The following is a 25,316-nucleotide window of genomic DNA, read 5'->3' on the forward strand; positions in this document are numbered from 1 at the left end:
CGTGGTGCGCACGGGCCCCCTTCCCGTTGTCCTGCGGGCCGGTGGTTCCGTCGGCCCTGCGGGCAGGTGTTACGCGGTCGGGCGACGGCGGCGGCCGGTGCCCGCGACCAAGGCGGCGCCCATCGCGAGGGCCACGCCCGCGCCGCCGACGGCCCAGGTCGTGGCGGCGTCGGCGCCGGTCTCGGCGAGCTGCCCACCGGCGTTGGTGCCGGCCCCCGTGCCGTTGCCGGTGGTGTGGTCGACGATCGGGGTGGTGGCGCCGCCGTCGGGCTTCGGGTTGTTGGTGTTGCCACCGGTGTTGCCGTTGCCCTGGTCACCGCCGGTGCTGCCACCGCCGTTGGCGCCGCGGGTGATCTTCGAGTACTCGATGGTCGTGTCCGACCACATCTCCTCGTCGGTGTTGCTGCCGCCGGAAACCGCGAACAGGATCTCACCGGCCGGGGCGCTCGCGCCGAAGCGGACGCGGACGGACAGGTTCGTGGCGCCCTTCGGGAGGCTGATGTCGTCCGTCAGCAGGGCGACGGGGGTGCCGTCCTCGGAGATGATCTCGGCGTTGTGCCAGGTGCCGTTGACCAGGACCTGCACCTGGACGTCCTTGGCCTTGAGCTTGGCGTGCTCGTCGGCGACGGCCAGGACGAGCACGTAGCTCTTCTGGGCCTTGCCGTCGTTGGTGACGGCGACCCGGAAGCCGGTCCAGTCGCCGCCCGCCTTGAAGGAGGACGGGACGCCCACCAGGCCGAGCTTCGGGCCGGGGGCGGCCACCTCGTCCTCGTCGCCCGGGGTCGGGACCGGAGCCGGTACGGGCTTGTCCGCGACCGGCGGGACGACCGGCGGGGTGACCGGGCCGACCGGCGTGACCGGGACGACCGGAGCCGGTGCGGGCTTGGCGTCGCTGACCGGGGCCGGAGCCGGGGTCTCGGCCTTGACCGGGGCTGCCGCGTCGTCCTTCGTGAGGTCGGTGTCCGGCGTCGTGACCGAGGTGGTCTTGGCCTCGTCCGCCATCGCCGGCGTGGCCATGAGGACCGTCGGGCCGACCACGGCCGCAGCGGCCACGACGGCCATGCGCTTCAGGTTCATCTGTGTGCTCTTCCTCCCCTGTGGCTCCGGACGGTTCGTCCGGCACCACCCCCAACTTTTTGAACGCGCTCAGACTAATGGCTCTTTAAACTGCTTTTATGCCGGGGCAGGTCACGAAATGACACAGGGGCGCGGAGCGAAACGGCACATACGGGTAGCACGCGCCCGGATTCTGGACGAGCCCTTCCGCTGAGCGGACCCGGTCGCTACTGTCCCCGCAATGAACGCCCCGTGGCAACGCCGCCGCGGGAGCGCAGCCGGTGCCATGGTCTGTACCGGCGGCCTCTCCGTGCGTCGCCTAAGGGATACGGCAGCGCTCCACCCCGCGAGAGTCACCGCCGCTCACGAAAGAGGGAGAGGCGTCGTGACCGCGGAAACCTCCCAGACTCTCGACAGAGGGCTCAGAGTCCTCAAACTGCTCGCCGACACCGACCACGGTCTGACCGTCACCGAGCTGTCCAACCGCCTCGGTGTGAACCGCACCGTGGTCTACCGCCTGCTGGCCACGCTGGAGCAGCACGCCCTGGTCCGCCGCGACCTCGGCGGCCGCGCCCGGGTCGGCCTCGGCGTACTGCGGCTGGGACGTCAGGTCCATCCGCTCGTGCGCGAAGCGGCCCTGCCCGCGCTGCGCTCCCTCGCCGAGGACATCGGGGCCACCGCGCACCTGACCCTGGTCGACGGGACCGAGGCGCTCGCCGTGGCCGTCGTGGAGCCGACCTGGACCGACTACCACGTGGCCTACCGGGCGGGCTTCCGCCATCCGCTGGACCGGGGGGCCGCGGGCCGCGCGATCCTGGCCGCCCGTCAGGGGGCCTTGACGGACCCCGGGTACACCCTCACCCACGGGGAGCTGGAAGCGGGCGCCAGCGGCGCCGCAGCGCCCCTGGTGGGCATCACGGGGCTGGAGGGGAGCGTCGGCGTCGTGATGCTCGCCGACGCCGTGCCCGAGCGGGTCGGTCCGCGGGTCGTGGACGCGGCCCGGGAGGTCGCGGACGCGCTGCGCTGACCCGGAGCCGGCACCCGGCGGTTAGATTGGCCGGGTGCTCTCCCGTCTCACACGCATGTCGCGTCCCGCCGCCCTCGCCGTCTGCGCCGCGCCCGTCCTCGGGCTGTTCGCCGTGGCCGCGCTGGCGCCCCTGCCGTACGTCCTCGCGAGCCCCGGGCTCACCACGGACGTGCTCGGCGCCAAGGACGGCAAGCCCGTCATCACGGTCACCGGCGCGCCCACCCGCGCGACGAGCGGCCACCTCCGGATGACCACGATCCTGGCCACCGGCCCCTCCAGCACCGTCGGCCTGGCCGAACTCGTCGACAACTGGTTCCGCACGGACCGGGCGGTCATGCCCAAGGCAGCGGTCTATCCGACGGGCGGGAGCGACAAGGAGATCAACGTGCACAACCTGGAGGAAATGACCAAGTCGCAGTCGGACGCCGTCCTGGCCGCGCTCGGCTTCCTCCACAAGAGCCCCGACACCGTGAAGGTCGAACTGCGCCTCGCCGACGTCGGCGGCCCGAGTGCCGGACTGCTCTTCTCCCTCGGCATCGTCGACACGCTCGACGGTGACGGGCAGGGCGGCGACCTCACCGGTGGCCGCGACATCGCCGGTACGGGCACCATCTCCGCGGACGGCGACGTCGGCCCGGTCGGCGGCGTGGCACTGAAGACCCAGGCCGCGGCGCGGGACGGCGCGACCGTCTTCCTGGTGCCCGAGGCGGAGTGCTCGGACGCGAAGTCCGAACTACCCGACGGCCTGCGGCTGATCCCCGTCGCGACCCTGGCGGGAGCGGTCAGCGATCTGCGGGCGCTGAACCGCGGAGGTCCGGTTCCGTCCTGCTGAGCGGGATCGGTATTGCGGCGGACGGCTTCTCCATCGACCGCCAGGCCGGGAAGACCAGCGGCGCGAGGGTCGTCAGCAGGTAGGCCCCGCCGAACAGCAGCAGCGTGGACCCGATGCCCCAGGCCTCCACCAGCAGACCGGCGGCCAGGCCGCCCAGCGGCATGGTCAGTTCGCAGCCCGCCGTGGTCACGCCCGCGACCCGGCTGCGCAGTTCCTCGGGCACGTGCTCGTAGACCACCGTGGTGAGGACCGGGTTGAGCACGCCCGCGCCGAGCCCCGACAGTGCCATCGTCACGGCCAGCGGCAGCGTGGTGTCCGTGAGACCCGCCACCACGTAGCGCGGAGCACCGCACAGGACGAAGGCGGCCGCGAACACCAGCCGCCGGGGCAGCCGGTCGCCCCAGGCGCCGTACAGCAGCGCGCCCACCAGGGCGGAGCCCCCGAAGAGGGAGATCAGCAGGCCGATCGAGGTGGCCCCGCCGAGCGCCTCGCGGCCGTGCACCGGCAGCAGGACGGCGCCCCACGCCTGGTCCATGCCGTTCGTCAGCATCACCATGAAGGTGATCCCCGTCAGCAGCCGGGACCCCATGAGGAAGGCCCACCCCTCGTGCAGCTCGGCGCGGTAGCCGGCCGGGGTCACCGCCCGGGCCCGGCCCTGCGGTTCGGCCGCCGGTATCCCCCGCAGGAAGGCGCCGACGAGCAGCGCGGAGACCGCGAAGGTGGCCGCGTCCAGGAGCAGCACGGACTCCGCCCCGAAGAAGGCGATGAGTACGCCCGCCAGCGCGGCGCCGATCATCCGCGCCCCGCGGGACACCGCGTCGTACAGCCCGGCGCCCCGCGTGAGGGTGGTGCCCGCGTGCTCGGCGAGGTGCGGCAGCAGCACCCCCCGGGCGGTCAGGCCGGGGGTGTGCACCAGGCCGCCGACGGCCATCAGCGCGCACAGCATCCAGAACTCGAGTACCCCGGCGTAGTGCAGCAGGGGTATGGCGCCCACGGAGAGGGCGCAGATCAGGTCGGAGGCGACCGAGACCCGGCGGCGGCCGATCCGGTCGATGACCGGACCCGCGACGAGGGCGGCCACGATGACGGGGAGGGTGGCGCAGAAGGCCACGACTCCGGCCCGGCCGGCACTGCCCGTGGTCTGGAGCACGAACCACGGGACGCCGATGAGGGTGAGGGAACTGCCGGCTATGGAGACGGTGTTGGCGGTCAGGACGGCCGCGAACGGGCGCCGGCTCATGCCGCGTGCGGGTGCGCGGGGCCGCGGCCGTAGCCGTGACCGTGGTCGAGCAGCCGGGTCCCGGCGGCGACGAGAGCCCTGCCGAGCAGCGCGCGCACGGCGGGGGCCGGGAGGGGCTCGCCCGCCCGGGCGTGGGCCAGGGCGAGCCGTCGGGTGCCGGCTGCGGCGGCTCCCGCGGCCAGTTCGCCGGCGCGGGCGCTGTGGAGGACGGTGTGGGTCTCGGCAGGTGTGAACGCGTACATGGCAGGACTCTTTCCGGGCGGCAGGAAGCGGGGCAAACGATTTCCGGTGGTCGTGCGGGGCGTTGCGGTGCTGTGTGGCTGGGCGGTGCGGCCCGGGTCAGTCCGAGGTTCGCGGGAAGACGTGGGTGTGCAGGCGGACCGTCTCGGCCCCTTCCTGGGGTCCCAGGTCCCGGTAGCTGTTGATCAGGTCGTGCATCTTGTTGATGAGCTCATGTGCCTGAGGGGCGGTCAGCCGCAGGGTGAAGTCGCTGAGGTCCGCCCCCTGGCGCCACTCGGTCGACCAGCGCTGGGAGTTGCCGAGCCAGGTGTTCATCTCCTGCGCGTGGATGGACGCGATCTCGTGCAGGAACACCTCCGCCGCGCTGCGGGTGGCCGGGTCGGCGTCGCGCATCAGCGTCTCGTCGAAGCCCGTGCCCTCGTGGGAGGCCTGCCACCAGCGCTCGCGGCCCTTGCCGTGCTGGGGGGCGTCCTCGACGAACCCGTGGGCGGCGAGCTGGCGCAGGTGGTAGCTGGTGGCCCCGCTGGACTCGCCGAGCCGCTCGGCCAGCTGGGAGGCCGTGGCCGGCCCCTCGTGACGCAGGGCGGCCAGCAGGCGTATGCGCAGCGGGTGGGCCAGGCCGCGCAGCGCGTGGGCGTCCAGGGTGCGGACCTTGGGCGCCTTGGGGTTGGTGGGGTCGGTGTCATCGGGCATGACCCCACTCTAGAGTTGCAAAGAAGAGTTTGCAAGGACTTCTTTGCATAGACTTCTTTGGAACTGCCCGGCCCGGGGCCGTCCGGCTCAGTCGTCCCGCGCCGCCTGTTCGACCAGCGGGATGATCCGCAGAGGCACGGGATTCTCCATCACGATCGCGGTGGAAGCCCGCACGATCCCGTCGAAGGCGACCACCAGGTCGATCACCCGCTGGAGATCCGCGTTGGACCGGGCCACCAGCCGGCACAGCATGTCCCCGTGGCCCGTGGTGGTGTGCAGCTCCAGCACCTCCGGCACCCCGGCCAAGTGCGCCCGTACGTCCGCTCCCTGGCCCTGTTTGATCTCCAGCGTGGCGAAGGCGGTGACCGGGTAGCCGAGCGCCGTCGGGTCCACCTGCGGGCCGAAGCCGCGGATGACGCCGTTCGACTGAAGCCGGTCCAGGCGCGCCTGCACCGTGCCGCGCGCCACGCCGAGCCGCCGCGACGCCTCCAGGACCCCGATCCGGGGCTCCCGGGCCAGCAGCACGATCAGCCTTCCGTCCAGCCGGTCGATTCCCATCGGTGTCCTCCCTGCGCCGTTCGCTGCACATCCTGTACGAATGCTGCACCCATCCTGTGGTTCCACTGGGCAATCTGTGCAGTGAAAATGCGAACTATTGCGCAGCTTGTGGTTCGGCGGGACTCTGCGGTCATGACTGAGACCCTCGATCACGCCACGGACACCGCCCCCGCCGGAGACCCCTTCCCGGTCAAGGGAATGGACGCGGTCGTCTTCGCCGTCGGCAATGCCAAGCAGGCCGCGCACTTCTACTCCACGGCCTTCGGCATGAAGCTGGTCGCCTACTCCGGACCGGAGAACGGCAGCCGCGAGACCGCGAGCTACGTCCTGACCAACGGCTCCGCGCGCTTCGTCTTCACCTCGGTCATCAAGCCGTCCACCGACCGCGGCCGCTTCATCGCCGAGCACGTCGCCGAGCACGGCGACGGCGTCATCGACCTCGCCATCGAGGTCCCCGACGCGCGGGCCGCCTACGCCTTCGCCGTCCAGCAGGGCGCGCGCGGCCTGGACGAGCCGCACGAGCTGAAGGACGAGCACGGCACCGTCGTCGTCGCCGCCATCGCCACCTACGGCCAGACCCGCCACACCCTGGTCGAGCGCTCGGGCTACACCGGCCCCTACCTGCCGGGCTTCGTCGCCGCCGAGCCGCTGGTGACCCCGCCCGCGAAGCGCACCTTCCAGGCGATCGACCACTGCGTCGGCAACGTCGAGCTGGGCCGCATGAACGAGTGGGTCGCCTTCTACAACAAGGTCATGGGCTTCACGAACATGAAGGAGTTCGTGGGCGACGACATCGCGACCGAGTACTCGGCGCTGATGTCGAAGGTCGTCGCGGACGGCACCCTGAAGGTGAAGTTCCCGATCAACGAGCCGGCGATCGCGAAGAAGAAGTCGCAGATCGACGAGTACCTGGAGTTCTACGGCAGCGCCGGCGTCCAGCACATCGCGCTGGCCACCAACGACATCGTGTCGACCGTACGGACGATGCGCGCGGCCGGCGTGGCCTTCCTGGACACCCCCGACTCCTACTACGACACCCTCGGCGAGTGGGCGGGCGAGACCCGCGTGCCGGTGGAGACCCTGCGCGAGCTGAAGATCCTCGTCGACCGCGACGAGGACGGGTACCTGCTCCAGATCTTCACCAAGCCGGTGCAGGACAAGCCGACCGTCTTCTTCGAGATGATCGAGCGCCATGGATCCATGGGCTTCGGCAAGGGCAACTTCAAGGCCCTGTTCGAGGCGATCGAGCGCGAGCAGGAGAAGCGCGGCAACCTGTAATCACACGTGCGACGGGGCCGGTGGCCGCCTTGGGCGGCTCCCGGCCCCTGCCGTGCCACGGGTACCGCCTGCCCCGGCCCCGGCGGCACCCGCGTCAGCGCCATTACGCCGCGGGCGACGCCTTCGCCGAGGGCTTCGGCATCACGGGCGCCACCCACGGCCCCTTCGGCTGCACGTTCTCCGGCCCGCCCGCCGCGGGCTGGCCCACCGCCTCCAGGGCCTCCTTCGTCTGCGGCCCGCGCACCGGCGAGAACCGCGGGTTCGTCCGCAGTGCCTCCTGGAAGTGCCGCCGGGCCGCCGCCGTGTCGCCCAGGCCCCGCTCGATCTGCCCCCGGTGGTAGGAGAAGTCCGCGCTCCGCAGCCCCAGCTCGGTCGCCTTCTTCGCGTACTCCAGCGCGGCCGCGTCATCACCGCTCCGGTGCAGCGCCCACCCCAGGGCGTCCGCCACCTGCACGTTCTTGTGCCGGCCCCACTCCGCCGTCAGTCGCCGCACCGCCGCCGCCGGATCCCCATGGTCCGCCTCGAACAGGCCGAGGGTGACCTCGTCGGAGACCCCGTTCGCCACGCCCTTCGACGCCAGCCCCGCCAGCATCTCGTACGGCGCGCGCGCCTCCTCCGTGCGGCCCAGCGACTCCAGCAGCTCGCCCAGCTCCAGCGCGAGGCGCGGCACCGGCGCCCGGCCCAGCGCCATCCGGTAGTCCCGGACCGCCTCGCCCGAGCGCCCCAGCGAGGCCAGCGCCCGCGCCCGCCCGCCCAGCGCCTCCGCCTGCGCCGGGTCGGTGCGCAGCGCGCCCTCGAACATCCGCAGCGCCTCCCCGGAGTCCCCGCGCTCCCAGGACAGCTCGCCCGTCCGGTACAGCACGTACGCCTTCTCCACCGGGGCCTTCGCCGCGCCCGAGGCGTTCGCCATCGCGGCCACCGCGTCCTCGCGCCAGCCGTGGTCCCGGTAGACCTGCGCGGCCCGCGTGAACGCCGCCAGGCCCGGCCGCAGCTCCAGCAGCTCGTTCATCGCCTTCTCGGCGGCCTTGTAGTCGCCCAGCCCGCCGTAGGCGTCCACCAGCACCGGATACGCGGTCCACCGCTTGGGGGACTGCGCCCGCACCAGCTCGCCCCACTTCTTCGCGGTCCCGTAGTCCCGCCGGGCGTTGGCGAGCGCGCCCATGCCCGTCATCGCGTCGAAGTTGCCCTTCTCCGCGGGCCGCAGCTCCAGCGAACGCTTCAGCGCCCGCTCCGCCCTCGGACACCAGCCGGTGTCACCGGTGCGCCGCGCCTGCTCCAGGTACGCCGCCCCCAGCACCGCCCACGAACCGTCGTCGTTCGCGTGCGCGGCCACCCACTTCTCCCGGTCGCCGATCAGCGCGCTCAGGTCCACGGCCGCGGCGGGCGCGCCCCGGCCGACCGCCGAGGCGGCCCGCTCGGTGGGCCCGGGCGGGCGGGCGTCGTCGCCGTTCTCGACCGGCCGGATCACCAGGGCCCCGATGATCAGGACCACGGCGACTACGGCCGGCACGAGCGTCTTGCGGCCGGTGAAGGTCACGGGCGGCGCGGGCCGCGATTCCTCGTCCATGGGGTCACTGTGCGTCAATATGAAGAGTGCACCGGGGTGTCGCAAGAGGGTCGCGTCCGGGTTCACACCGATGGCGGCGGGTGCCAGGCTGGCCCCATGGACGATCTCTTGGCACGCCTCCACGACGGGCTGCCGGCCGCGGCCGTGCTCACCGACCCCCAGGTGACCTCCTCCTACGCCCGTGACATGGCGGGCTTCTGCGCGGCCGGCACCCCGGCCGTCGTGGTCCTGCCCCGTACGGTCGAGCAGGTCCAGCACGTCATGCGCACCGCGACCGCGCTACGGGTCCCCGTCGTCCCGCAGGGCGCCCGTACGGGCCTGTCGGGCGCGGCCAACGCCTCGGAGGGCTGCATCGTGCTCTCCCTGACCGCCATGGACCGGATCCTGGAGATCGACGCGGTCGACCGGCTCGCCGTCGTCGAACCCGGCGTGGTCAACGCCGTCCTGTCACGGGCCGTCGCCGCCCGCGGCCTGTACTACCCGCCGGACCCCTCCAGCTGGGAGCAGTGCACGATCGGCGGGAACATCGGGACCGCCTCCGGCGGCCTGTGCTGCGTCAAATACGGCGTCACCGCCGAATACGTGCTGGGACTGGACGTGGTCCTGGCCGACGGCCGGCTGCTGCGCACGGGACGGCGCACCGCCAAGGGCGTCGCCGGATACGACCTGACCCGGCTCTTCGTCGGCTCCGAAGGCACCCTCGGCATCGTCGTCCGAGCCGTCCTCGCCCTGCGCCCCGCCCCGCCGCGGCAGCTCGCGCTCGCCGCCGAGTTCCCCTCGGCCGCCGCGGCCTGCGCCGCCGTCTGCGCGGTCATGGAGGCCGGACTGACGCCCTCGCTGCTGGAACTGATGGACCGTACGACGGTCCGCGCCGTCAACGCCCTCGGCAAGATGGGGCTCCCCGAGACGACCGAGGCCCTGCTCCTCGCCGCCTTCGACACCCCCGGTGCCCCCGCAGACCTCGCCGCCGTCGGCGCGCTGTGCACGGCCGCCGGAGCGAGCGCCGTCGTGCCCGCCGACGACGAGGCCGAGTCCGAACTGCTCCTCCAGGCACGCCGGATGGCCCTCACCGCCCTCGACGCCCTGCGGCCCGCCACGATGATCGACGACGTGTGCGTGCCCAGGTCGCGGCTGGCCGAGATGCTGGACGGGACGAGCGCCATCGCCCGCGCCCACGACCTGACCATCGGGGTGTGTGCGCACGCGGGCGACGGCAACACCCACCCGGTGGTCTGCTTCGACCCGGCGGACGCCGACGAGACCGCGCGGGCCCGCGCCTCCTTCGACGAGATCATGGCGCTGGGCCTCGCGCTGGGCGGGACGATCACCGGCGAACACGGCGTCGGCGTACTGAAGAAGGAATGGCTGGCCCGCGAACTGGGCCCGGTGGGCATGGAGGCGCAGCGCGCGGTCAAGCACGCCTTCGACCCGCTGGGCCTGCTCAACCCCGGCAAGCTGTTCTGAGCCCGGGCCCCGAGAGGCGACCGGAACGGTCGCCGCTCCCGCCCGGCCGCCTCACAGCTCCCCGTCCGCGGACTCGTCGGAGGGCCACGGGTCCCGCAGCCACAGGTCGTCCGCCGGGGTCGGGGCGAGCAGCGCCGCCAGCGCGTCGTCCAGCCCCAGGCTCTCCGCCTCGGTGCCCGGCGCCACCAGCCGCAGGGTGCGCTCCAGCCAGGTCGACACCGCCTGGGCCGGGGCCTCCAGCAGGGCGTCCCCGTCGGGCGAGCTGAGCGCCATGCAGAGCACGCTGCGCCCGTCGACCTTGGTCGGCCAGATCCGGACGTCCCCGTGCCCGCAGGCGCGGAAGACGCCCTCCACCAGCAGTTCGCGCGCGAAGGTCCAGTTGACCGGGGAGCTGGTCCCGGTGTGGAAGGTGACGTGGACGGCGTAGGGGTCGGCCGCGCGGTAGGACAGCTTGGCGGGGACGCAGATGCTGCGCTCGGGGGACAGGACCAGTCGCAGTTCCAGCTCGCGCTCGATGACGGGGTGGTGCACGGTGTGCCTCGCTTCGGTCTCTCGTCTCACGCGGAGCCTGTGTCCGGCCCCGCACCCGGAGAGAGCGCGCGCACGCGCGGCTATGACGCGGGTTTCCCGGTCCGTCCGCAAGATGGCCGAAAACGATCGGCTGACCGGAAACCTCCCGCATGGGGCGAGGTTCGCCCGAAGGGTTGCACTCTCCCGTTACCGGACCTGCGGGACACCGGTTCTTGGCTATGGTCCTCCCCTGCACAAGCCTCACGCCACGAACGGAGTTGGGGACATTGACGGCCTCCCCAGGAGACGGCGGGCACGCGGCCCGCGAGGGGTACTACCCCGACCCGTCCATCCCCGGGTACGTCCGGTACTGGAACGGCGGGTCCTGGGTCCCGGGTACGAGCCGCCCCGCGCCCGTGGAGGAGACCGGCCCGGTCTTCCTCGACGAGACCTCGATGACCGCGGCCTGTCGCGAACCGGAACCCGTACCGGAACCGGTGGCGGTACGGGCGCCCGCACCGGAGCCGATGGGGTGGCAGGCCGACCCCCTCCACCAGGCGGGCTTCGGCGGGCCCCGCGACCACCTGGTTTCCTGGGGCCAGGCGGATGAGCACGGGCACGAGGCGGCGGGCCGCCAGGGCGGGGTGTCCTTCGCCCGGAGCCGTCCCGAACCACTTCCGGAGGCAGAACCGGAATCCCGGCCGGAGTACCGGCCGGAGCCGCGGTGGGAGCCGGCGCGCGAGCCCGTGCGCGAGCCCGCGGCCGTCCGCGGGTCCGCCTCCGGCGTCCGGATCGGCCGCGCGCCGGAAGAGGCCGGCATCCTCTCGGCGCGGTCACCGCTGGCGCCCGCCGCCCCCGCCCCGGCCCCCGACTGGCCGGAACCTCGGGGCAGCGGCGGGATCCCGGCCCCGTCAACTGCATCCGCGTCAACTCCGGCCGCGTCAGCCCCGGCTCGTTCGGTCGCGGCCCCGTCGGCCCCCGCATCGGCCCCCGCGCCCGCCCCCGACCCCGCGGGCGCCGCGGTTCCGGCGCCCGCGGCCCACGCGCCGGTCCACGCCCCCGCGATGGCCGCGGCGCGCGCCGTGCCCGCCGGGCCCGAGGCCGCCACCGGGACCGACGCCCCGGCCCCCGCGCCCCGGCGCACCGACAGCGACGTCTTCGAGCGGATGGCCGAGCGGGCCGTGCGCCCCGCGGGACGCCCGCGCCGGCTGCTCGCGCGCCTGGTGGACTCGCTGGTGCCCGCCGGGGTCGCGGTGGCCGTGGCCCGGCCGCTCCTGCCCGCCGTCACCGCGCACCTGGACGCCAAGGTGGAGGCGGCCCGGGGGAGCGGGCACACGGTCACGGTGTGGCTGCTCGACGGGACCACCGCGGGCTACCTGGGCGTCGTACTCGGGGCCGTCCTGCTCTGCGGCGTGTTCTGCGAGGTGCTGCCGACCGCCCGCTGGGGCCGGACGCCGGGCAAGAAGCTGTTCGGGATCCGGGTGCTCGCCGTCGCTACCCGGCGGCCGCCGTCCTTCGGGGCGGCGCTGCGCCGCTGGCTCGTCTACGCGCTGCTGGGCGTGCCCGGCTCCCTCTGGTGCCTGGTCGACCGTCCGCGCCGACAGGCCTGGCACGACAAGGCGGCGGGGACGTACGTGGCCCGCTGACGGTCGTACCGCCCGGTTGACGGTCCGTGCGCCCGGTCCGCCCCCCGAACGGACGCGGTCCCGTTGCGGGGCGCGTCCGGCCGGGTTCGACTCGGGCCATGAGTACCGACCAGCCGCCGCCGGGCCCGTCGCCCGAGGACGACCCGTTCCTCAAGAAGCCCCAGCAACCGACGCCCCCGTCGGGCGGTTCGCCGTACGGCTCGCCGCCGCCCGGCGGGCCCACCCCGCCCCCCGGCGGCGGGGTGCCGCCGGGCGGGGGCGGTTACCCGCCTCCGCCGCCCCCGCCCTACGGCGGCGGGGGCCCGTACGGCGGCGACCCCTACGGCGGGGGCGGCGGCTACGGCATGCCCGATCCGCTCGCCGGGATGCCCCCGCTCGCGGACTTCGGCAAGCGCCTCGCGGCCCGCGTCATCGACCTGCTGATCATCAGCGTGCCGCTGTACCTGCTGCAGTGGGCCTTCAGCAGCAAGCGCTACGTGGTCGACACCAGCAAGGGCGACGACGTCAGCGACGTCGTCGTGCGGTCCTACAGCGGCAGCGGCCTGATCTGGACGCTGATCGGGATCCTCGCGTACGTCGGCTACGACTGGTTCATGACGAAGAAGAACGGCCAGACGGTCGGCAAGCGCGTCATGAACGTGCGCGTCGCGATGCTCAACGACGGCAGCGTGCCCCCCTCCAACGCGGCGCTGACCCGCGCCGCCGTGCTGTGGCTGCCGACGCTGCTCTGCTGCTTCTGCCTGTGGCCGATCGCACTCGTCATCTCGATGCTCATCGACAAGCCGTACAAACAGGGCTGGCACGACAAGGCGGCCAAGACGGTGGTGGTCAGCTCGGCCCCCATCTAGCGGTGCACGGAGTGCTCGGCGCGCGAGGCGTGCGAGGCGTGCGAGGAGTGCGGCGCGCGCGCGGCGTCTGAGGCGTCGTCGGCGGCGGCCGTCCGGGGTACGGGTACCCGGGCGGCCGTCGCCGCGCCCGCGTCCGGAGCGGCGGCGGAGTCACGGCGCCGCCGCTTCGGCATGGGCACGGTGAGCGCGACGAGCAGGCCGAGGGCGAGGGCCGCCACAGAGATGACCGCGACGCCGAGGCCCGTACTCGTCTGGGACAGCAGCAGCATGGCGATCGTCGACACCACGACGGTGACGGAACCGGAGGTGAGCTGAACGGCGGTCGGTCGCGGCATGGCGGTATCCGTCCTCACGCAGGGAGGGAACTCTACGACGGGGAATGCCCGAGCCTGACCAACGGTAAGCGTGTCCTTACCCGTTGGCACGCGTCCACCGGAGCACAGGGGGGCGCACGGAGTCATGTGTTGGCCCGGGGTGCGGAGCGCGGCGCGGGCGGGAAGCTCCCCCTTCGCCCATAATGGCCGGGGAACGTCCGAATAGCGGAACTGACTGACCGCATAGTGCAGTTGTAGGGAACAAGTCAAGGTCTGTCTTTTCTCGCGTTACTCCGGTCAAATGTCGTCACTTGAGACGCGCGCCGCGCGGAACCCCCGCTCCGATGGAGACGTTCGTTCCGACACGTCCTGGCGGCCGCGGGAGGGGAACGACATCAAGTGACCAGCAACTCAGACTCCGCCAGAAGGCGAGCGCTGCGCGCCACGGCCGTCGCCGTGTCCATCGCCGCGTGCGCCGCCACCGGCGCAGCCTTCACCACCGCGACCGCGTCGGGCCCCGTGGCCCCCGCGCCCGTGGCGGCCGCCGACCACCAGGACCCGACGGCTCCGGCCAACGTCAAGGTCCAGCACAACCTCGACGGCCCGTTCAGCAAGCAGAACGAGCAGGCCCGCAAGGCCGCTCTGGAGCAGGTGCTGTCCGGCAAGAAGAACGTCGAGCAGCGCGGCGCCTCCAAGGTCGTCAAGCTCGACGACAAGAAGTACGTCGAGCTGGGCCGCGAGAAGACCGACAAGATCTTCACGGTCCTCGTCGACTTCGGCGACCAGGTCGACAGCACCACGATGGTCGACCCGGACGGCCCCGACGGCCCCAAGCCGCCGGTCCAGAAGTACGGCGGCACCCCCGGCCCGGCGCACAACCAGATAGCCCAGCCGGACCGTGCGTCGAACAACAGCACGGCCTGGCGCAAGGACTTCAGCCGCGAGTACTTCCAGGACCTGTACTTCGGTACCGGCCCCGGCAAGAACTCGCTGAAGACCTACTACGAGAAGACCTCCTCGGGCCGCTACTCGGTCGAGGGCCAGGTCTCCGACTGGGTCAAGATCCCGTACAACGAGGCCCGTTACGGCTCGAACTACTGCGGTCAGACCAACTGCGCCAACGTGTGGGACACCGTCAAGGACGGCGTCAACGCGTGGGCTGACGCCCAGAAGAAGGCCGGCAAGACCGACGCCGAGATCAAGGCGACGCTGGCGCAGTACGACCAGTGGGACCGCAACGACTTCGACGGCGACGGCAACTTCAACGAGCCCGACGGCTACATCGACCACTTCCAGATCGTCCACGCGGGCGAGGACGAGTCGGCCGGCGGCGGCGTGCAGGGCACCAACGCCCTGTGGGCCCACCGCTGGTACGCCTACGGCACGGACGCGGGCAAGACCGGCCCGGCCGGCAACAAGGCCGGCGGTACCCAGATCGGCACCACCGGCATCTGGGTCGGCGACTACACGATGCAGCCCGAGAACGGCGGCCTCGGTGTCTTCGCGCACGAGTACGGGCACGACCTCGGTCTCCCGGACCTCTACGACACCTCCGGTGGCGGCGACAACTCGGTCGGCTTCTGGTCCCTGATGTCGGCGGGCTCCTGGCTCGGCGAGGGCAAGGACTCCATCGGCGACATGCCGGGCGACATGACGGCGTGGGACAAGTACCAGCTCGGCTGGCTGAACTACGACACGGCCAAGGCCGCGACGAAGTCGACCCACAAGCTCGGTGTCTCGGAGTACAACACCAAGGACAAGCAGGCGCTGGTCGTCGAGCTGCCCAAGAAGCAGGTCCGGACGGACATCGTCGCTCCCGCCGAAGGCGCCACCCAGTGGTGGAGCAACATGGGTGACGACCTCAAGAACACCCTCTCCCGCCCGGTCGACCTGACCGGTAAGTCCTCCGCGGCCCTTTCCCTCAAGGGCTGGTGGGACATCGAGAAGGACTACGACTTCCTCTACGCGGAGGTCTCCACCGACGGCGGCGCCAACTGGACCGCCCTCGCCGGCACGGCCAACGGCAAGGCCATCCCGCTCGACGCCGGCGGTTCCCCGGCCCTGACGGACGTCTCCGGCGCCTGGCAGGACCTGAACTACCCGCTCGACGCCTACGCGGGCAAGAAGTTCGACCTCCGCTTCCGCTACCAGACGGACGGCGGCGCGGGCGGCAAGGGCTTCACCGCCGACGCCGTCACCGTCACCGCGGACGGCCAGGCCCTCTTCACCGACGGCGCCGAGAACGGCGACAACGGCTGGACCGGCAAGGGCTTCTCGCGCATCGGTGCCAACTTCACCAAGGAGTACGCCCAGTACTACCTGGCGGAGAACCGCCGCTACGTCTCGTACGACTCCACTCTCAAGGTGGGCCCGTACAACTTCGGCTTCGCCAACACCAAGCCGGGCTGGGTCGAGCACTACCCGTACCAGGACGGCCTGCTCATCTGGCAGTGGGACACCTCCCAGAAGGACAACAACACCAGCCAGCACCCGGGCCAGGGCCTGATCCTTCCGATCGACGCCAACGCCAAGCCCATGAAGTGGGCGGACGGCACCCTGCTGCGGAACAAGATCCAGCCGTACGACGCCACCTTCAGCGCGTACTCCACGGACGCCTTCACCCTGCACAAGAACGGTGAGGCGCTCTTCCTGAAGCCGAAGCCCGCGAACCTGGTCTTCGACGACCACAAGGGCAAGTACTTCTACGACGAGAACCCGACCGGTTCGGTGAAGGTCACTGACACCAACACCAAGATCAAGATCGTGAAGGAGCCCTACGACGGTCTCCAGATGACGGTCGAGGTCGGTCCCTCCGTCAAGTAACACGCAAAACTGCAGGTCAGAGCATGATCGGCCGTCGCCCTCTAGCGGGCGGCGGCCGATCGCGTTTAGATGCCCGTGCGAGTTTCTTATTGACGGGGGAGATGACAAGCATGCCCGGTGGAGGTTTCGTCCGATTGCCCGGCGGCAGCGTGGTGGTCGCGCTCACGCTGCCCAGACCGTCCGGTGAGGGCGGAAACGTCCGCGTGCTGGTGCACGCCGCGAACCGGGCCCGCGCCCTGACCAGGCTGCGGAACCTCGGCATGCGCGCCGTCTACCTGCGCGGCAACGCGCAGCCGCCGACCCCCGACGAGGTGACGGCGGTCCTGCACCACCCGGACGGCCTGCTGTGGCGCGGCGCCCCCGACCGGGCCGAGGAGCTGTGGCACCCGATCCGGGCCCTCCTGCCGAGGGCCTGAGCGCAGGCCCGAGCGCAGGCCTGAGCGCCCCTACGCGTCGGCCACGTGCGGCGTGCCGGAGAGCTTCACCCCGGCCGTCCTGAGCTCCTCCAGGGCCCGCTCCGTGCTCCCGGGGGCCACCCCCGCCGTGAGGTCGAGCAGGACGCGGGTGTCGAAGCCCGCGCGGACGGCGTCCAGGGCGGTCGCCCGTACGCAGTGGTCCGTGGCGATCCCGACCACGTCGACCTCGGTGACCTCGCGGTCGCGCAGCCAGTCGGCGAGCGTCACGCCGTTCTCGTCCGCGCCCTCGAAACCGCTGTACGCCGCGTCGTGGGCGCCCTTGTCGAAGACCGCGGCGACGGCGCCCGAGGCGACGGCGGGGGCGAAGTTCGGGTGGAACCCGACGCCCTCCGTCCCGGCCACGCAGTGCACGGGCCAGGAGGTCTCGTAATCCGGCTCCGCCGGGGGGCGGGCGAAGTGGGCGCCCGGGTCGACGTGGTGGTCGCGGGTGGCGACCACGTGCCGGTAGCCGGGGGTGGCCTGGGCGATCAGCTCGGTGATGGAGGCGGCGACGTCGGCGCCTCCGGCGACCGCCAGGCTGCCGCCCTCGCAGAAGTCGTTCTGTACGTCGACGACGATCAGTGCGCGGTGCATGTCGCGTGTCCTTCGTTCGATGTGGCGGCGTTCGCCGCCACCGGTGTCTGCGCCCTACCCGTTCCCTGCCGGTGCCTCCGGTGGCCTCTTCCCCGCCCCTCCCCTCCCCGAACCCGCCCCCCGCCGGGCCGCCGCCCAGCCCCTCCGCCTCCGGCGGCGCCTCGATCGGGTGGCCGCCGGGCCAAGGCCCGCCCTGCCATCTCCCGCCCCGGTGGCCCCGGCCTCCGGCGGCGCCTCAAACGCCGGCGGGGCTGGAGGTGGCTGCCGGAGGCTGCGCGGCGCGGCTGGGGTGGGCGACGGGGGCTGCGCGGCGGGGCCGGGGGGTGGCCGCACCTTCAGCCGCCGGATTTCGCGGAGCCCCCGCCCCGGCGAAGCCGAAAACGCACCGCCAGCCCACTCCAGCCCCGCCGGCGTTTGAGGCGCCCCCGGAGGGGAGGACGGCCGGAAGACCGGGATCCGGCGGCCGGTGCGTCTGGGCAGGCCCGGGGCCCACCGCCCCACCACTCCAGCCCCGCCGGCGTTTGAGGCGCCCCCGGAGGGGACGGCGGCCGGAGGGCGGCGAACCGGCGGTCGGTACGGCCAGGACAGCCGGTCGGCCGCGCGCCCCGGGCCACCGGCTCACCCCCGCCCCCCGCAGCGGCACCGCCGCCACCGCCAGGTCAGACGTACTCGGTCGGGATCACGGCCTCGCCCCGCGAGAGCTGGGTCGCGGACAGGGGGAGGGCGGACAGCGCCACCCGGTGCCGGTCCCGCACCGCCTCCAGCGGCTCGCGGGCGATCACCTCACCGCCCTTGACCAGCTGCACCTGCAACTGCTCCCCGGCCAGCGAAGCCGGCACCGCCCCGGTGCCCACGACCTCCGCCTCGGCCACCCCGTCGCGGTCGCGACGCCGCGCGGCCCACTTGCGGCCGCCGATCGAGGTCTTGCCGCCGGAGGACTTCTTCGCCACCGGGTGCAGCGGCGCCTTCGGATCGGCGGAGGTGGCCCGCGCCACCAGCTTGTAGACCATCGAACAGGTCGGGTGCCCGCTCCCGGTGACCAGCTGCGTGCCCACCCCGTACGCATCGACCGGCGCCGCCGCCAGCGAGGCGATCGCGTACTCGTCCAGGTCCGAGGTGACCACGATGCGCGTACCGGTGGCCCCGAGTTCGTCGAGCTGCTGGCGCACCCGGTGGGCGACGAGTAGCAGGTCCCCGGAGTCGATGCGCACCGCGCCGAGCCCGGTCCCCGCCACCTCGACGGCCGTCCGTACCGCCTCGGCGACGTCGTACGTGTCGACCAGCAGCGTGGTCGACCCGCCCAGCGAGGCCACCTGGGCCTCGAAGGCGTCCCGCTCGCTGTCGTGCACCAGGGTGAAGGCGTGCGCGCTGGTGCCCACGGTCGGGATCCCGTACCGGAAGCCGGCGGCCAGGTCCGAGGTGGAGGCGAAGCCGCCGACGTACGCGGCCCGCGCCGAGGCCACCGCGGCCAGTTCGTGGGTGCGCCGCGCGCCCATCTCGATCAGCGGGCGGCCGCCCGCCGCGGAGGACATCCGCGAGGCGGCCGCGGCGATCGCCGAGTCGTGGTTGAGGATCGAGAGGATCACGGTCTCCAGCAGCACGCACTCGGCGAAGCTGCCCTCGACGCGCAGCAGCGGGGAGCCGGCGAAGTAGACCTCCCCCTCCGGGTAGCCCCAGATGTCGCCCGAGAAGCGGTAGGAGGCCAGCCAGTCCAGGGTCCGCGTGTCGACGACGGCCCGCTCGCGCAGGAACTCCAGCACGGCGGGGTCGAAGCGGAAGTTCTCCACCGCGTCCAGGACCCGGCCGGTGCCGGCCACGACGCCGTAGCGCCGTCCCTCGGGCAGCCGCCGGGTGAAGACCTCGAAGACGGAGCGCCGGTCGGCCGTGCCGTTGGCCAGCGCGGCCTGCAGCATCGTCAGCTCGTAATGGTCCGTGAAGAGCGCTGTCGACGGCACGTCCACCGGCAGGCCCAGGTCCGCAGGGTTCATGTCACGGATGCTAGCGCACATCTCGTCAGAGTGACGAGATCTAGGGCCCGTTTGTGCGACGGGGCCGTCACAGTGGCAGCATGGGACGAGTGAGTGTCGCCCCCGCTAAGATCGAACGCACCCAATCCGCCGAGGAGGCCTTCGCGGTCCCCGAACCCGACGTCCCCTGGGTGACGCTGGTGCACAACGACCCCGTCAACCTCATGAGCTACGTCGCCTACGTGTTCCAGGCGTACTTCGGCTACTCCAAGGACAAGGCGAACAAACTGATGCTCGACGTCCACCACAAGGGGCGGGCGGTCGTCTCCAGCGGCAGCCGCGAGGAGATGGAGCGCGACGTGCAGGCCATGCACGGCTACGGCCTGTGGGCGACCCTCACCCAGGACCGCAACTGATGGAGCGCGAGACGGGCACCTTCGTGCCGCTCGAAGGCGGCGGCGCGGCCGTCGCTTTCGACGAGATCGAGATCCAGATCCTGCGCTCGCTGGCCGTACAGCTCCTGGAGCTGATCGGTCCCGGCGCCGCCGAACCGGCCGAGGACGCCGACCCGCTCGCCGTGCTCTTCGCCGCCGACGGCCCCACCGAGCCGCCCTCCGACCCGGCGCTGGCCCGGCTCTTCCCGGACGCCTACGGCGGCCCCGGCGCCGGTAACGGCGTGGAGCCCGAGGAGCTGCGGGCCCGCTCGGCCGAATTCCGCCGCTTCACCGAGAACGACCTGCGCACCCGCAAGCGCGAGGACGCGCTGGCCGTCGTGCGCAGCCTCGACGGGCTGGGGCTCGCGGGCGACGACGGCGCCGATGCCGACGACGCTGATGGCGAGGTCTACGGCGACGACCGCGGCCGCGGCGCGGTGCTGGAGCTGACCGGGGAACTGCCACTGCGCTGGCTCGGTGCGCTCAACGACCTGCGGCTCACCATCGCGGCCCGGCTCGACATCACCGAGGACGACGAGAGCGCCGCTCTCTTCCGGCTCCCGGACGACGATCCGCGCAAGCCGATGGTGATGGCCTACCTGTGGCTCGGCGGTCTCCAGGAGACGCTGATCGAAACCCTCTGAGCGGGGCCCCGCCGTCGCTCCGTTCGCTCAGCGGACGCTCAAATCCGGATAACGATCAGATCACCGCCCTGCGGTGGTCTGATCTCCTTCCCGGCGTTTGTCCCTATTTTTTCGTGCTCCAGATCACTTTTTCGCGCCTCGACCACCCGTAAGCCCGTGATAAATCTTCACGACTGCCGACGGGACGCCACCCCTGTTCCCCGGCTCGCTCGAACCGGCTGACCGCCGGGTGCAACTCCATCCGTATCCGGGGGGATCGAGGATCCGGCCCGCAGCCCTCACAGGCGCGGACCGGCGTGGAGAAAGGCGCACCAAGACATGACCTCTGTGCAGGTCGAGCACGACGACACGAAGCCGGCCGGCGGCGGAGCCGAGGCGGGCGAGGGTTACCACCGCACGCTCGGCGCGCGGCAGATCCAGATGATCGCCATCGGCGGGGCCATCGGCACCGGACTCTTCCTTGGCGCCGGCAAGGCGATCTCCAAGGCGGGCCCCAGCCTCATCCTGGCCTACGCCATCGCCGGCCTGGTCATCTTCTTCATCATGCGGGCCCTGGGCGAGCTGCTCATGTACCGCCCGGTCTCGGGGTCCTTCTCGGACTACGCCCGCGAGTTCCTCGGCCCCTTCTGGGGCTACGTGACGGGCTGGACGTACTGGCTCTTCTGGGTGGTCACCGGCATCGTCGAGGTCACCGCCGCCGCGAAGTACATGTCCTTCTGGACCCACGGCAGCTTCCCGCAGTGGGGCTTCGCGCTGATCTTCACGCTCATCCTCTACGCCGCCAACCTGATCTCCGTGAAGCTCTTCGGCGAGCTGGAGTTCTGGTTCTCGATGGTCAAGGTCACCGCCATCGTCGGCATGATCCTGATCTGCGCCGGCATCCTGACCATCGGCTTCTCCGACGCCGCCGGCACGGCGAGCGTCTCGAACCTGTGGAACGACCGCGGCTTCTTCCCCAACGGCATCGGCGAGACGCTGATGACCCTGCAGATCGTGATGTTCGCCTTCCTCGCGGTCGAACTCGTCGGCGTCACCGCCGGTGAGTCCAAGGACCCCGAGAAGACCCTCCCCAAGGCCATCAACACCGTGCCGTGGCGGATCGCCGTCTTCTACGTCGGCGCGCTGATCATGATCCTGTCGGTCATCCCGTGGAACCAGTTCAAGGCGGGCGAGAGCCCCTTCGTCCTGGCCTTCGAGAAGATGGGCCTCGGCATCGGCGCGGCCATCGTCAACTTCGTGGTGCTGACCGCCGCCCTGTCCTCCTGCAACTCGGGCATGTACTCCACCGGCCGCATGCTGCGCGACCTCGCGCAGAACGGCCAGGGCCCCAAGGTCTTCACCAGGCTCACCAAGAGCGGCACCCCGCTCGTCGGCACGACCTTCTCCGCCGCGCTGATGCTGGTGGGCGTCTGGATCAACTACGTCGCCCCCGGCAAGGCCTTCGACTACGTCGTCTCCTTCGCCACCATCTCCGGCATGTGGGCCTGGATCATGATCCTGGTCTGCCAGATCCGCTACCGCGCCAAGTCCGACCGCGGCGAGCTGCCCGCCTCACCCTTCCGGGCGCCCGGCGCCCCGTACACGAGCTGGTTCGCGCTCGCCTTCATCGCCATGGTCATCGTGATGATGGGCATCGACAAGGACGCCCGCGTCTCGCTGTACTGCGCCCCGCTGTGGGGCCTGATCCTCGGCGTCTCCTACCTGGTCATGAAGAACCGGAACCCGAGCGGCGACGCCTTCACCAAGGCCTCGTAGCGGGATCCTGTCCAGCATCCGGGCCCTTCCGTACCACTCCTCGGTACGGAAGGGCCCGTCTGTTTATCCTTTCGCTCATGCTGACCCTCACCCAGGACCTGTACGACCGGATCGTCGAGCACGCCCGCAAGGACCACCCGGACGAGGCCTGCGGGATCGTCGCCGGTCCGGCGGGCACCGACCGCCCCGAGCGGTTCGTCCCCATGCTGAACGCCGCGCGGTCGCCCACGTTCTACGAGTTCGACTCCAAGGACCTGCTGAAGCTCTACCGCGAGCTGGACGACCGGGACGAGGAGCCCGTGATCGTCTACCACTCGCACACCGCGACCGAGGCCTACCCCTCGCGCACCGACCTGACCTACGCGAACGAGCCCGGCGCGCACTACGTCCTGGTGTCCACGGCGGACCAGGACGGCCTGGGGGAGTTCCAGTTCCGGTCGTACCGCATCGTCGACGGCGTGGTCACGGAGGAAGAAGTGCAGGTCGTGGCGGGTTACTAGCGGGCTACCGCCCAGTATGTGAGCCAAAGGCGTCCACGATGCGGGATCACACTCCAAACGCGGGACCGGGAATCGTTAACATGACCGCATGGTTCCCCACGACGTGAGCATCGAGACGCCCGGCAGGCTGCTGCTCGTGGCGCGGCTGCACGTCGACCTGTGCCGCCTCGCCAGTGCCATCTGTCCTGCCGCTGCCTGAGTACCGCCGCACCACCGCGGCGCCCGCGGCCGACCGCGCGCGGCGCCGCCACCCGCTCCGCCTTCCGCACCGCCCGCCCAGCCCCCGCACTTCCCCGCACCCTCTTCACGACTGGAGCCAGCCATGGCCATCGAGGTCCGCATCCCCACCATCCTCCGCACCTACACCGCCGGCGAGAAGGCCGTGTCCGGTGAAGGCGCGACCCTCGCCGACCTCTTCGCCGACCTGGAGACCCGCCACAAGGGCATCCAGGAGCGCATCATCGACGAGGCCAAGGGCGGCGAGCTGCGCCGCTTCGTGAACGTGTACCTCAACGACGAGGACGTCCGCTTCCTCGCCGGCATCACCACCGAGCTGAAGGACGGCGACAGCGTCACCATCCTCCCGGCCGTGGCCGGCGGATCGAAGTAATGCGCTACGACTCCCCACTGGCGGCGGTCGGCAACACCCCGCTGGTCCGGCTGCCCCGGCTGTCCCCGTCCGAGGACGTCCGGGTCTGGGCCAAGCTGGAAGACCGCAACCCGACCGGCTCGATCAAGGACCGCCCCGCGCTCCACATGGTCGAGCAGGCCGAGAAGTCCGGCCTCCTGCGGCCCGGCTGCACCATCCTGGAGCCCACCTCCGGCAACACGGGCATCTCGCTCGCCATGGCCGCGAAGCTCAAGGGCTACCGGATCGTGTGCGTCATGCCGGAGAACACCAGCCAGGAGCGGCGCGACCTGCTGGCCATGTGGGGAGCCGAGATCGTGCCCTCGCCCGCGGCGGGCGGCTCGAACACGGCGGTCCGCGTCGCCAAGGAGCTGGCGGCGGAGCACCCGGACTGGGTGATGCTCTACCAGTACGGCAACCCGGACAACGCGGGCGCCCACTACGCCACGACCGGCCCGGAGATCCTCGCCGACCTCCCGTCGATCACCCACTTCGTGGCGGGCCTCGGCACGACGGGCACCTTGATGGGCGTCGGCCGCTACCTGCGCGAACACGTCGAGGGCATCCGGATCGTCGCCGCCGAGCCGCGCTACGACGACCTGGTGTACGGGCTGCGGAACCTGGACGAGGGCTTCGTCCCGGAGCTGTACGACGCCTCCGTGCTGACCACCCGCTTCTCGGTGGGCTCCGCGGACGCGGTGACCCGCACCCGTGAACTCCTCCAGCAGGAGGGCATCTTCGCGGGCGTCTCCACGGGGGCCGCCCTGCATGCGGCGATCGGCGTGGGCCGCAAGGCGGTTGCCGCGGGCGAGTCGGCGGACATCGTCTTCGTCGTGGCCGACGGCGGCTGGAAGTACCTGTCGACGGGCGTCTACACGGCCCCGACGACGGCCGAGGCCATCGAAACCCTCCAGGGCCAACTCTGGGCCTGATCCCGGACCCCCGCCCCGGCCCGTAGCCGCACGGCTGCCATCGGCGGCGCCGACGCGCAGGGCACGGGCGGGTGCCGCTCCGCCGGTGGCCTTCCGGCCGGTGCCTGCCTCCGGCGGCGCCTCAAACGCCGGCGGGGCTGATGGTGGTGCGGCGCCGCCGACGCCGACCGCACGGACGATAACCGGCCCGCCGGGCTGCCTCCCCGGCCGGTGCCTCAAACGCCGGCAGGGCTGGTGTGGGCTCGGCGTGGTCCTGGCCGACTGCCGTGCCCCGGGAACCGGGCCCGGCAAACCCGTCGGTGCTTCAGGCGCCGCCCCAGGTACCGCAAGGCGGCAGGGCAGCGACAGCCTCGGCACAACTCAGCCCCGCCGGCGTTTGAGGCGCCGCCGGAGGCACCCGAGCCGACGCGGGGGCACCGCACCGCGCCCCCGCGGACCCCGTCAGCGGGACAGGATCGCGGCCAGGATGGCGGCGTGGCTGGAGGGTGGGTCCTTGACGGCGGTCAGCAGGGTCAGCGGCCCCTTGCGCCGCAGCCCCCGCAGACGTTCCAGCTCCGCCCCCGCCACCGCCCCCGCAACTCCGCCTCGTACCGCTCGCGGAACTCCTCGAACCCCCCGCCCCCACCGTGGAACCACTTCCGCAGCTCCGCCGACGGGGTCACCTCCTTCGGCCATTCGTCCACCGCGGCCGCCGCCTTCGACAGCCCCCGCGGCCACAGCCGGTCCACCAGCACCCGGACGCCGTCCGCCGCCGGGTCCGGGGGATCGTAGACCCGCCGCACCCGGACCTCACCGCCCCCCGCCCCCGCTCGCGCGTTCGCCCGCGTCACCGGCCCTCGCCTCCCAGCCCGAGCCCCTTCACCTGGTCCCACACCGCCGGATCCACCGACCCGACCCGCCGCCGCACCTCCCGCACCGGAACCTCCCGCGGCCGGTCCGCCTCCAGGAACGCCGCCCGCCCGTGCGCGGCCCCCAGCACCCCCGGCGGGAGAGCGATCACCCCCGGCCGGGCGTCCCGGTACTTCCCGGTGACCGGGGCGATCCGCGCCCGCGGGCCCCGTACCGCCAGGACCAGGCACGCACTCCCGTCCGCCAGCCGCCACAGCTCGCCCGGCACCGGCCGCTGCGGCGGTCCCGGACCGTGCCCGGACGGCCCCGACCGGGCCGGCAGCCGCGGCCGCACCGCCTGGGTCCGCCGACCCGTCACCAGCACCACGAGGGCCACGGCCACGACCGCCGCCATCCCGGGCCACCAGGACGTGTCCATGCATCGACCGTAACCGCGCCCCCACCCGCCCGCACGGCCCGCGC

26 protein-coding genes and 1 pseudogene are annotated in these 25,316 nt (G+C 72.3%); 15 read left to right on the top strand and 12 right to left on the bottom strand.

Annotation, left to right across the window (positions count from 1 at the left end):
* Positions 1–69: 69 nt before the first annotated feature.
* Entirely contained in the window at positions 70–1,077 is a 1,008-nt protein-coding gene (locus tag ABZY31_RS03735) for a hypothetical protein (RefSeq protein WP_356404463.1), read from the bottom strand.
* A 364-nt stretch (positions 1,078–1,441) separates the two neighbouring features.
* Between ABZY31_RS03735 and ABZY31_RS03740 the strand changes: the two genes are divergently transcribed.
* Both ABZY31_RS03740 and ABZY31_RS03745 read left to right on the top strand, forming a co-directional pair.
* On the top strand, positions 1,442–2,083 hold the full coding sequence (locus ABZY31_RS03740) for a helix-turn-helix domain-containing protein (RefSeq protein WP_356404465.1): 642 nt from the start codon (positions 1,442–1,444) through the stop codon (positions 2,081–2,083).
* A gap of 55 nt (positions 2,084–2,138) precedes the next feature.
* Positions 2,139–2,915, top strand: coding sequence for a S16 family serine protease (locus ABZY31_RS03745; protein ID WP_356404848.1), 777 nt, complete (start codon positions 2,139–2,141; stop codon positions 2,913–2,915).
* Here ABZY31_RS03745 and ABZY31_RS03750 read toward each other — a convergent pair.
* The 4 genes from ABZY31_RS03750 to ABZY31_RS03765 form a co-directional block, all read right to left on the bottom strand.
* Positions 2,866–4,155 carry an MFS transporter gene (locus ABZY31_RS03750; RefSeq protein ID WP_356404467.1) on the bottom strand — a complete coding sequence of 430 codons (1,290 nt, stop codon included), beginning with the start codon at positions 4,153–4,155 and terminating at the stop codon, positions 2,866–2,868. The genes ABZY31_RS03745 and ABZY31_RS03750 overlap by 50 nt on opposite strands.
* Positions 4,152–4,397 carry a hypothetical protein gene (locus ABZY31_RS03755; protein WP_356404469.1) on the bottom strand — a complete coding sequence of 82 codons (246 nt, stop codon included), beginning with the start codon at positions 4,395–4,397 and terminating at the stop codon, positions 4,152–4,154. The genes ABZY31_RS03750 and ABZY31_RS03755 overlap by 4 nt, the downstream gene beginning before the upstream one ends.
* A gap of 97 nt (positions 4,398–4,494) precedes the next feature.
* Complete coding sequence (locus tag ABZY31_RS03760) at positions 4,495–5,088, bottom strand: winged helix-turn-helix domain-containing protein (protein ID WP_356404470.1); 594 nt, start codon at positions 5,086–5,088, stop codon at positions 4,495–4,497.
* An 87-nt stretch (positions 5,089–5,175) separates the two neighbouring features.
* Positions 5,176–5,646, bottom strand: a complete 471-nt coding sequence (locus ABZY31_RS03765; RefSeq protein ID WP_356404472.1) for an Lrp/AsnC family transcriptional regulator — start codon at positions 5,644–5,646, stop codon at positions 5,176–5,178.
* A gap of 132 nt (positions 5,647–5,778) precedes the next feature.
* Here ABZY31_RS03765 and hppD point away from each other — a divergent pair, with 132 nt between their 5' ends.
* Positions 5,779–6,924 (top strand): 4-hydroxyphenylpyruvate dioxygenase, encoded by a 1,146-nt coding sequence (gene hppD / locus ABZY31_RS03770; protein WP_356404474.1) that lies wholly within the window; start codon positions 5,779–5,781, stop codon positions 6,922–6,924.
* 103 nt (positions 6,925–7,027) lie between these two features.
* On the opposite strand, the gene ABZY31_RS03775 is transcribed toward hppD, so the two are convergent.
* Positions 7,028–8,491 (bottom strand): tetratricopeptide repeat protein, encoded by a 1,464-nt coding sequence (locus ABZY31_RS03775; RefSeq protein ID WP_356404476.1) that lies wholly within the window; start codon positions 8,489–8,491, stop codon positions 7,028–7,030.
* Positions 8,492–8,587: 96 nt separating this feature from the next.
* Between ABZY31_RS03775 and ABZY31_RS03780 the strand changes: the two genes are divergently transcribed.
* A complete protein-coding gene (locus ABZY31_RS03780; protein WP_356404478.1) occupies positions 8,588–9,955 on the top strand; it encodes an FAD-linked oxidase C-terminal domain-containing protein in 1,368 nt (455 codons plus the stop codon).
* A 51-nt stretch (positions 9,956–10,006) separates the two neighbouring features.
* Here ABZY31_RS03780 and ABZY31_RS03785 read toward each other — a convergent pair whose 3' ends face one another.
* The gene (locus ABZY31_RS03785; RefSeq protein ID WP_356404850.1) at positions 10,007–10,486 is read right to left on the bottom strand and encodes an SsgA family sporulation/cell division regulator; all 480 of its coding nucleotides are present in this window, start codon (positions 10,484–10,486) and stop codon (positions 10,007–10,009) included.
* A gap of 266 nt (positions 10,487–10,752) precedes the next feature.
* On the opposite strand from ABZY31_RS03785, the gene ABZY31_RS03790 reads away from it, so the two are divergent.
* Together ABZY31_RS03790 and ABZY31_RS03795 are read left to right on the top strand one after the other, a co-directional pair.
* Positions 10,753–12,111 carry an RDD family protein gene (locus ABZY31_RS03790; protein WP_356404479.1) on the top strand — a complete coding sequence of 453 codons (1,359 nt, stop codon included), beginning with the start codon at positions 10,753–10,755 and terminating at the stop codon, positions 12,109–12,111.
* 98 nt (positions 12,112–12,209) lie between these two features.
* Positions 12,210–12,959 carry an RDD family protein gene (locus ABZY31_RS03795; protein ID WP_356404481.1) on the top strand — a complete coding sequence of 250 codons (750 nt, stop codon included), beginning with the start codon at positions 12,210–12,212 and terminating at the stop codon, positions 12,957–12,959.
* Here the strand turns inward: ABZY31_RS03795 and ABZY31_RS03800 are convergent.
* A complete protein-coding gene (locus ABZY31_RS03800; protein ID WP_356404483.1) occupies positions 12,956–13,294 on the bottom strand; it encodes a hypothetical protein in 339 nt (112 codons plus the stop codon). The two genes, ABZY31_RS03795 and ABZY31_RS03800, sit on opposite strands and share 4 nt — an antisense overlap.
* 378 nt (positions 13,295–13,672) lie before the next feature.
* Between ABZY31_RS03800 and ABZY31_RS03805 the strand changes: the two genes are divergently transcribed.
* Entirely contained in the window at positions 13,673–16,096 is a 2,424-nt protein-coding gene (locus ABZY31_RS03805; RefSeq protein WP_356404485.1) for an immune inhibitor A domain-containing protein, read from the top strand.
* Positions 16,097–16,206: 110 nt separating this feature from the next.
* Positions 16,207–16,512, top strand: coding sequence for a hypothetical protein (locus ABZY31_RS03810; RefSeq protein WP_356404487.1), 306 nt, complete (start codon positions 16,207–16,209; stop codon positions 16,510–16,512).
* Positions 16,513–16,542: 30 nt separating this feature from the next.
* Here ABZY31_RS03810 and ABZY31_RS03815 read toward each other — a convergent pair whose 3' ends face one another.
* Positions 16,543–17,145 (bottom strand): isochorismatase family protein, encoded by a 603-nt coding sequence (locus ABZY31_RS03815; RefSeq protein ID WP_356404489.1) that lies wholly within the window; start codon positions 17,143–17,145, stop codon positions 16,543–16,545.
* A 659-nt stretch (positions 17,146–17,804) separates the two neighbouring features.
* A complete protein-coding gene (locus tag ABZY31_RS03820) occupies positions 17,805–19,133 on the bottom strand; it encodes a nicotinate phosphoribosyltransferase (protein ID WP_356404491.1) in 1,329 nt (442 codons plus the stop codon).
* An 80-nt stretch (positions 19,134–19,213) separates the two neighbouring features.
* Here ABZY31_RS03820 and clpS point away from each other — a divergent pair, with 80 nt between their 5' ends.
* From clpS to ABZY31_RS03855, 7 genes are all read left to right on the top strand, one after another.
* The gene (gene clpS, locus ABZY31_RS03825; RefSeq protein WP_356404493.1) at positions 19,214–19,528 is read left to right on the top strand and encodes an ATP-dependent Clp protease adapter ClpS; all 315 of its coding nucleotides are present in this window, start codon (positions 19,214–19,216) and stop codon (positions 19,526–19,528) included.
* Positions 19,528–20,190 (top strand): DUF2017 domain-containing protein, encoded by a 663-nt coding sequence (locus tag ABZY31_RS03830; protein ID WP_356404495.1) that lies wholly within the window; start codon positions 19,528–19,530, stop codon positions 20,188–20,190. The genes clpS and ABZY31_RS03830 overlap by 1 nt, the downstream gene beginning before the upstream one ends.
* A 318-nt stretch (positions 20,191–20,508) precedes the next feature.
* Positions 20,509–21,945 (top strand): amino acid permease, encoded by a 1,437-nt coding sequence (locus ABZY31_RS03835; protein WP_356404497.1) that lies wholly within the window; start codon positions 20,509–20,511, stop codon positions 21,943–21,945.
* A 77-nt stretch (positions 21,946–22,022) separates the two neighbouring features.
* On the top strand, positions 22,023–22,445 hold the full coding sequence (locus ABZY31_RS03840; protein ID WP_356404499.1) for a M67 family metallopeptidase: 423 nt from the start codon (positions 22,023–22,025) through the stop codon (positions 22,443–22,445).
* Positions 22,446–22,533: 88 nt separating this feature from the next.
* Positions 22,534–22,644: a putative leader peptide gene (locus ABZY31_RS03845; RefSeq protein ID WP_330330664.1), complete on the top strand. Its 111-nt coding sequence runs from the start codon at positions 22,534–22,536 to the stop codon at positions 22,642–22,644.
* 123 nt (positions 22,645–22,767) lie between these two features.
* On the top strand, positions 22,768–23,055 hold the full coding sequence (locus tag ABZY31_RS03850; RefSeq protein WP_356404500.1) for a MoaD/ThiS family protein: 288 nt from the start codon (positions 22,768–22,770) through the stop codon (positions 23,053–23,055).
* Positions 23,055–24,005: a cysteine synthase gene (locus ABZY31_RS03855; RefSeq protein ID WP_356404502.1), complete on the top strand. Its 951-nt coding sequence runs from the start codon at positions 23,055–23,057 to the stop codon at positions 24,003–24,005. Before ABZY31_RS03850 ends, ABZY31_RS03855 begins: the two co-directional genes overlap by 1 nt.
* Positions 24,006–24,446: 441 nt before the next feature.
* On the opposite strand, the pseudogene ABZY31_RS03860 reads toward ABZY31_RS03855, so the two are convergent.
* A pseudogene (locus tag ABZY31_RS03860) lies at positions 24,447–24,835 on the bottom strand (DUF488 family protein).
* Positions 24,832–25,272 (bottom strand): hypothetical protein, encoded by a 441-nt coding sequence (locus tag ABZY31_RS03865; protein ID WP_356404504.1) that lies wholly within the window; start codon positions 25,270–25,272, stop codon positions 24,832–24,834. Before ABZY31_RS03865 ends, ABZY31_RS03860 begins: the two are co-directional and overlap by 4 nt.
* Between the last annotated feature and the right edge of the window lie 44 nt (positions 25,273–25,316).

Origin of the sequence: Streptomyces sp. NPDC006529 (genome assembly GCF_040611795.1) — a bacterium.
In the GTDB taxonomy this organism is placed as follows: domain Bacteria; phylum Actinomycetota; class Actinomycetes; order Streptomycetales; family Streptomycetaceae; genus Streptomyces.

Coding starts and splice junctions, on each gene's coding strand:
- ABZY31_RS03750 (WP_356404467.1), bottom strand. CDS start 4,155: ATGAGCCGGCGCCCGTTCGCGGCCGTCCTGACCGCCAACACCGTCTCC.
- ABZY31_RS03865 (WP_356404504.1), bottom strand. CDS start 25,272: ATGGACACGTCCTGGTGGCCCGGGATGGCGGCGGTCGTGGCCGTGGCC.
- ABZY31_RS03815 (WP_356404489.1), bottom strand. CDS start 17,145: ATGCACCGCGCACTGATCGTCGTCGACGTACAGAACGACTTCTGCGAG.
- ABZY31_RS03795 (WP_356404481.1), top strand. CDS start 12,210: ATGAGTACCGACCAGCCGCCGCCGGGCCCGTCGCCCGAGGACGACCCG.
- ABZY31_RS03820 (WP_356404491.1), bottom strand. CDS start 19,133: ATGAACCCTGCGGACCTGGGCCTGCCGGTGGACGTGCCGTCGACAGCG.
- ABZY31_RS03760 (WP_356404470.1), bottom strand. CDS start 5,088: ATGCCCGATGACACCGACCCCACCAACCCCAAGGCGCCCAAGGTCCGC.
- ABZY31_RS03745 (WP_356404848.1), top strand. CDS start 2,139: ATGTCGCGTCCCGCCGCCCTCGCCGTCTGCGCCGCGCCCGTCCTCGGG.
- ABZY31_RS03840 (WP_356404499.1), top strand. CDS start 22,023: ATGCTGACCCTCACCCAGGACCTGTACGACCGGATCGTCGAGCACGCC.
- ABZY31_RS03830 (WP_356404495.1), top strand. CDS start 19,528: ATGGAGCGCGAGACGGGCACCTTCGTGCCGCTCGAAGGCGGCGGCGCG.
- ABZY31_RS03735 (WP_356404463.1), bottom strand. CDS start 1,077: ATGAACCTGAAGCGCATGGCCGTCGTGGCCGCTGCGGCCGTGGTCGGC.
- hppD (WP_356404474.1), top strand. CDS start 5,779: ATGACTGAGACCCTCGATCACGCCACGGACACCGCCCCCGCCGGAGAC.
- ABZY31_RS03855 (WP_356404502.1), top strand. CDS start 23,055: ATGCGCTACGACTCCCCACTGGCGGCGGTCGGCAACACCCCGCTGGTC.
- ABZY31_RS03755 (WP_356404469.1), bottom strand. CDS start 4,397: ATGTACGCGTTCACACCTGCCGAGACCCACACCGTCCTCCACAGCGCC.
- clpS (WP_356404493.1), top strand. CDS start 19,214: ATGGGACGAGTGAGTGTCGCCCCCGCTAAGATCGAACGCACCCAATCC.
- ABZY31_RS03775 (WP_356404476.1), bottom strand. CDS start 8,491: ATGGACGAGGAATCGCGGCCCGCGCCGCCCGTGACCTTCACCGGCCGC.
- ABZY31_RS03780 (WP_356404478.1), top strand. CDS start 8,588: ATGGACGATCTCTTGGCACGCCTCCACGACGGGCTGCCGGCCGCGGCC.
- ABZY31_RS03765 (WP_356404472.1), bottom strand. CDS start 5,646: ATGGGAATCGACCGGCTGGACGGAAGGCTGATCGTGCTGCTGGCCCGG.
- ABZY31_RS03845 (WP_330330664.1), top strand. CDS start 22,534: ATGGTTCCCCACGACGTGAGCATCGAGACGCCCGGCAGGCTGCTGCTC.
- ABZY31_RS03800 (WP_356404483.1), bottom strand. CDS start 13,294: ATGCCGCGACCGACCGCCGTTCAGCTCACCTCCGGTTCCGTCACCGTC.
- ABZY31_RS03835 (WP_356404497.1), top strand. CDS start 20,509: ATGACCTCTGTGCAGGTCGAGCACGACGACACGAAGCCGGCCGGCGGC.
- ABZY31_RS03810 (WP_356404487.1), top strand. CDS start 16,207: ATGCCCGGTGGAGGTTTCGTCCGATTGCCCGGCGGCAGCGTGGTGGTC.
- ABZY31_RS03850 (WP_356404500.1), top strand. CDS start 22,768: ATGGCCATCGAGGTCCGCATCCCCACCATCCTCCGCACCTACACCGCC.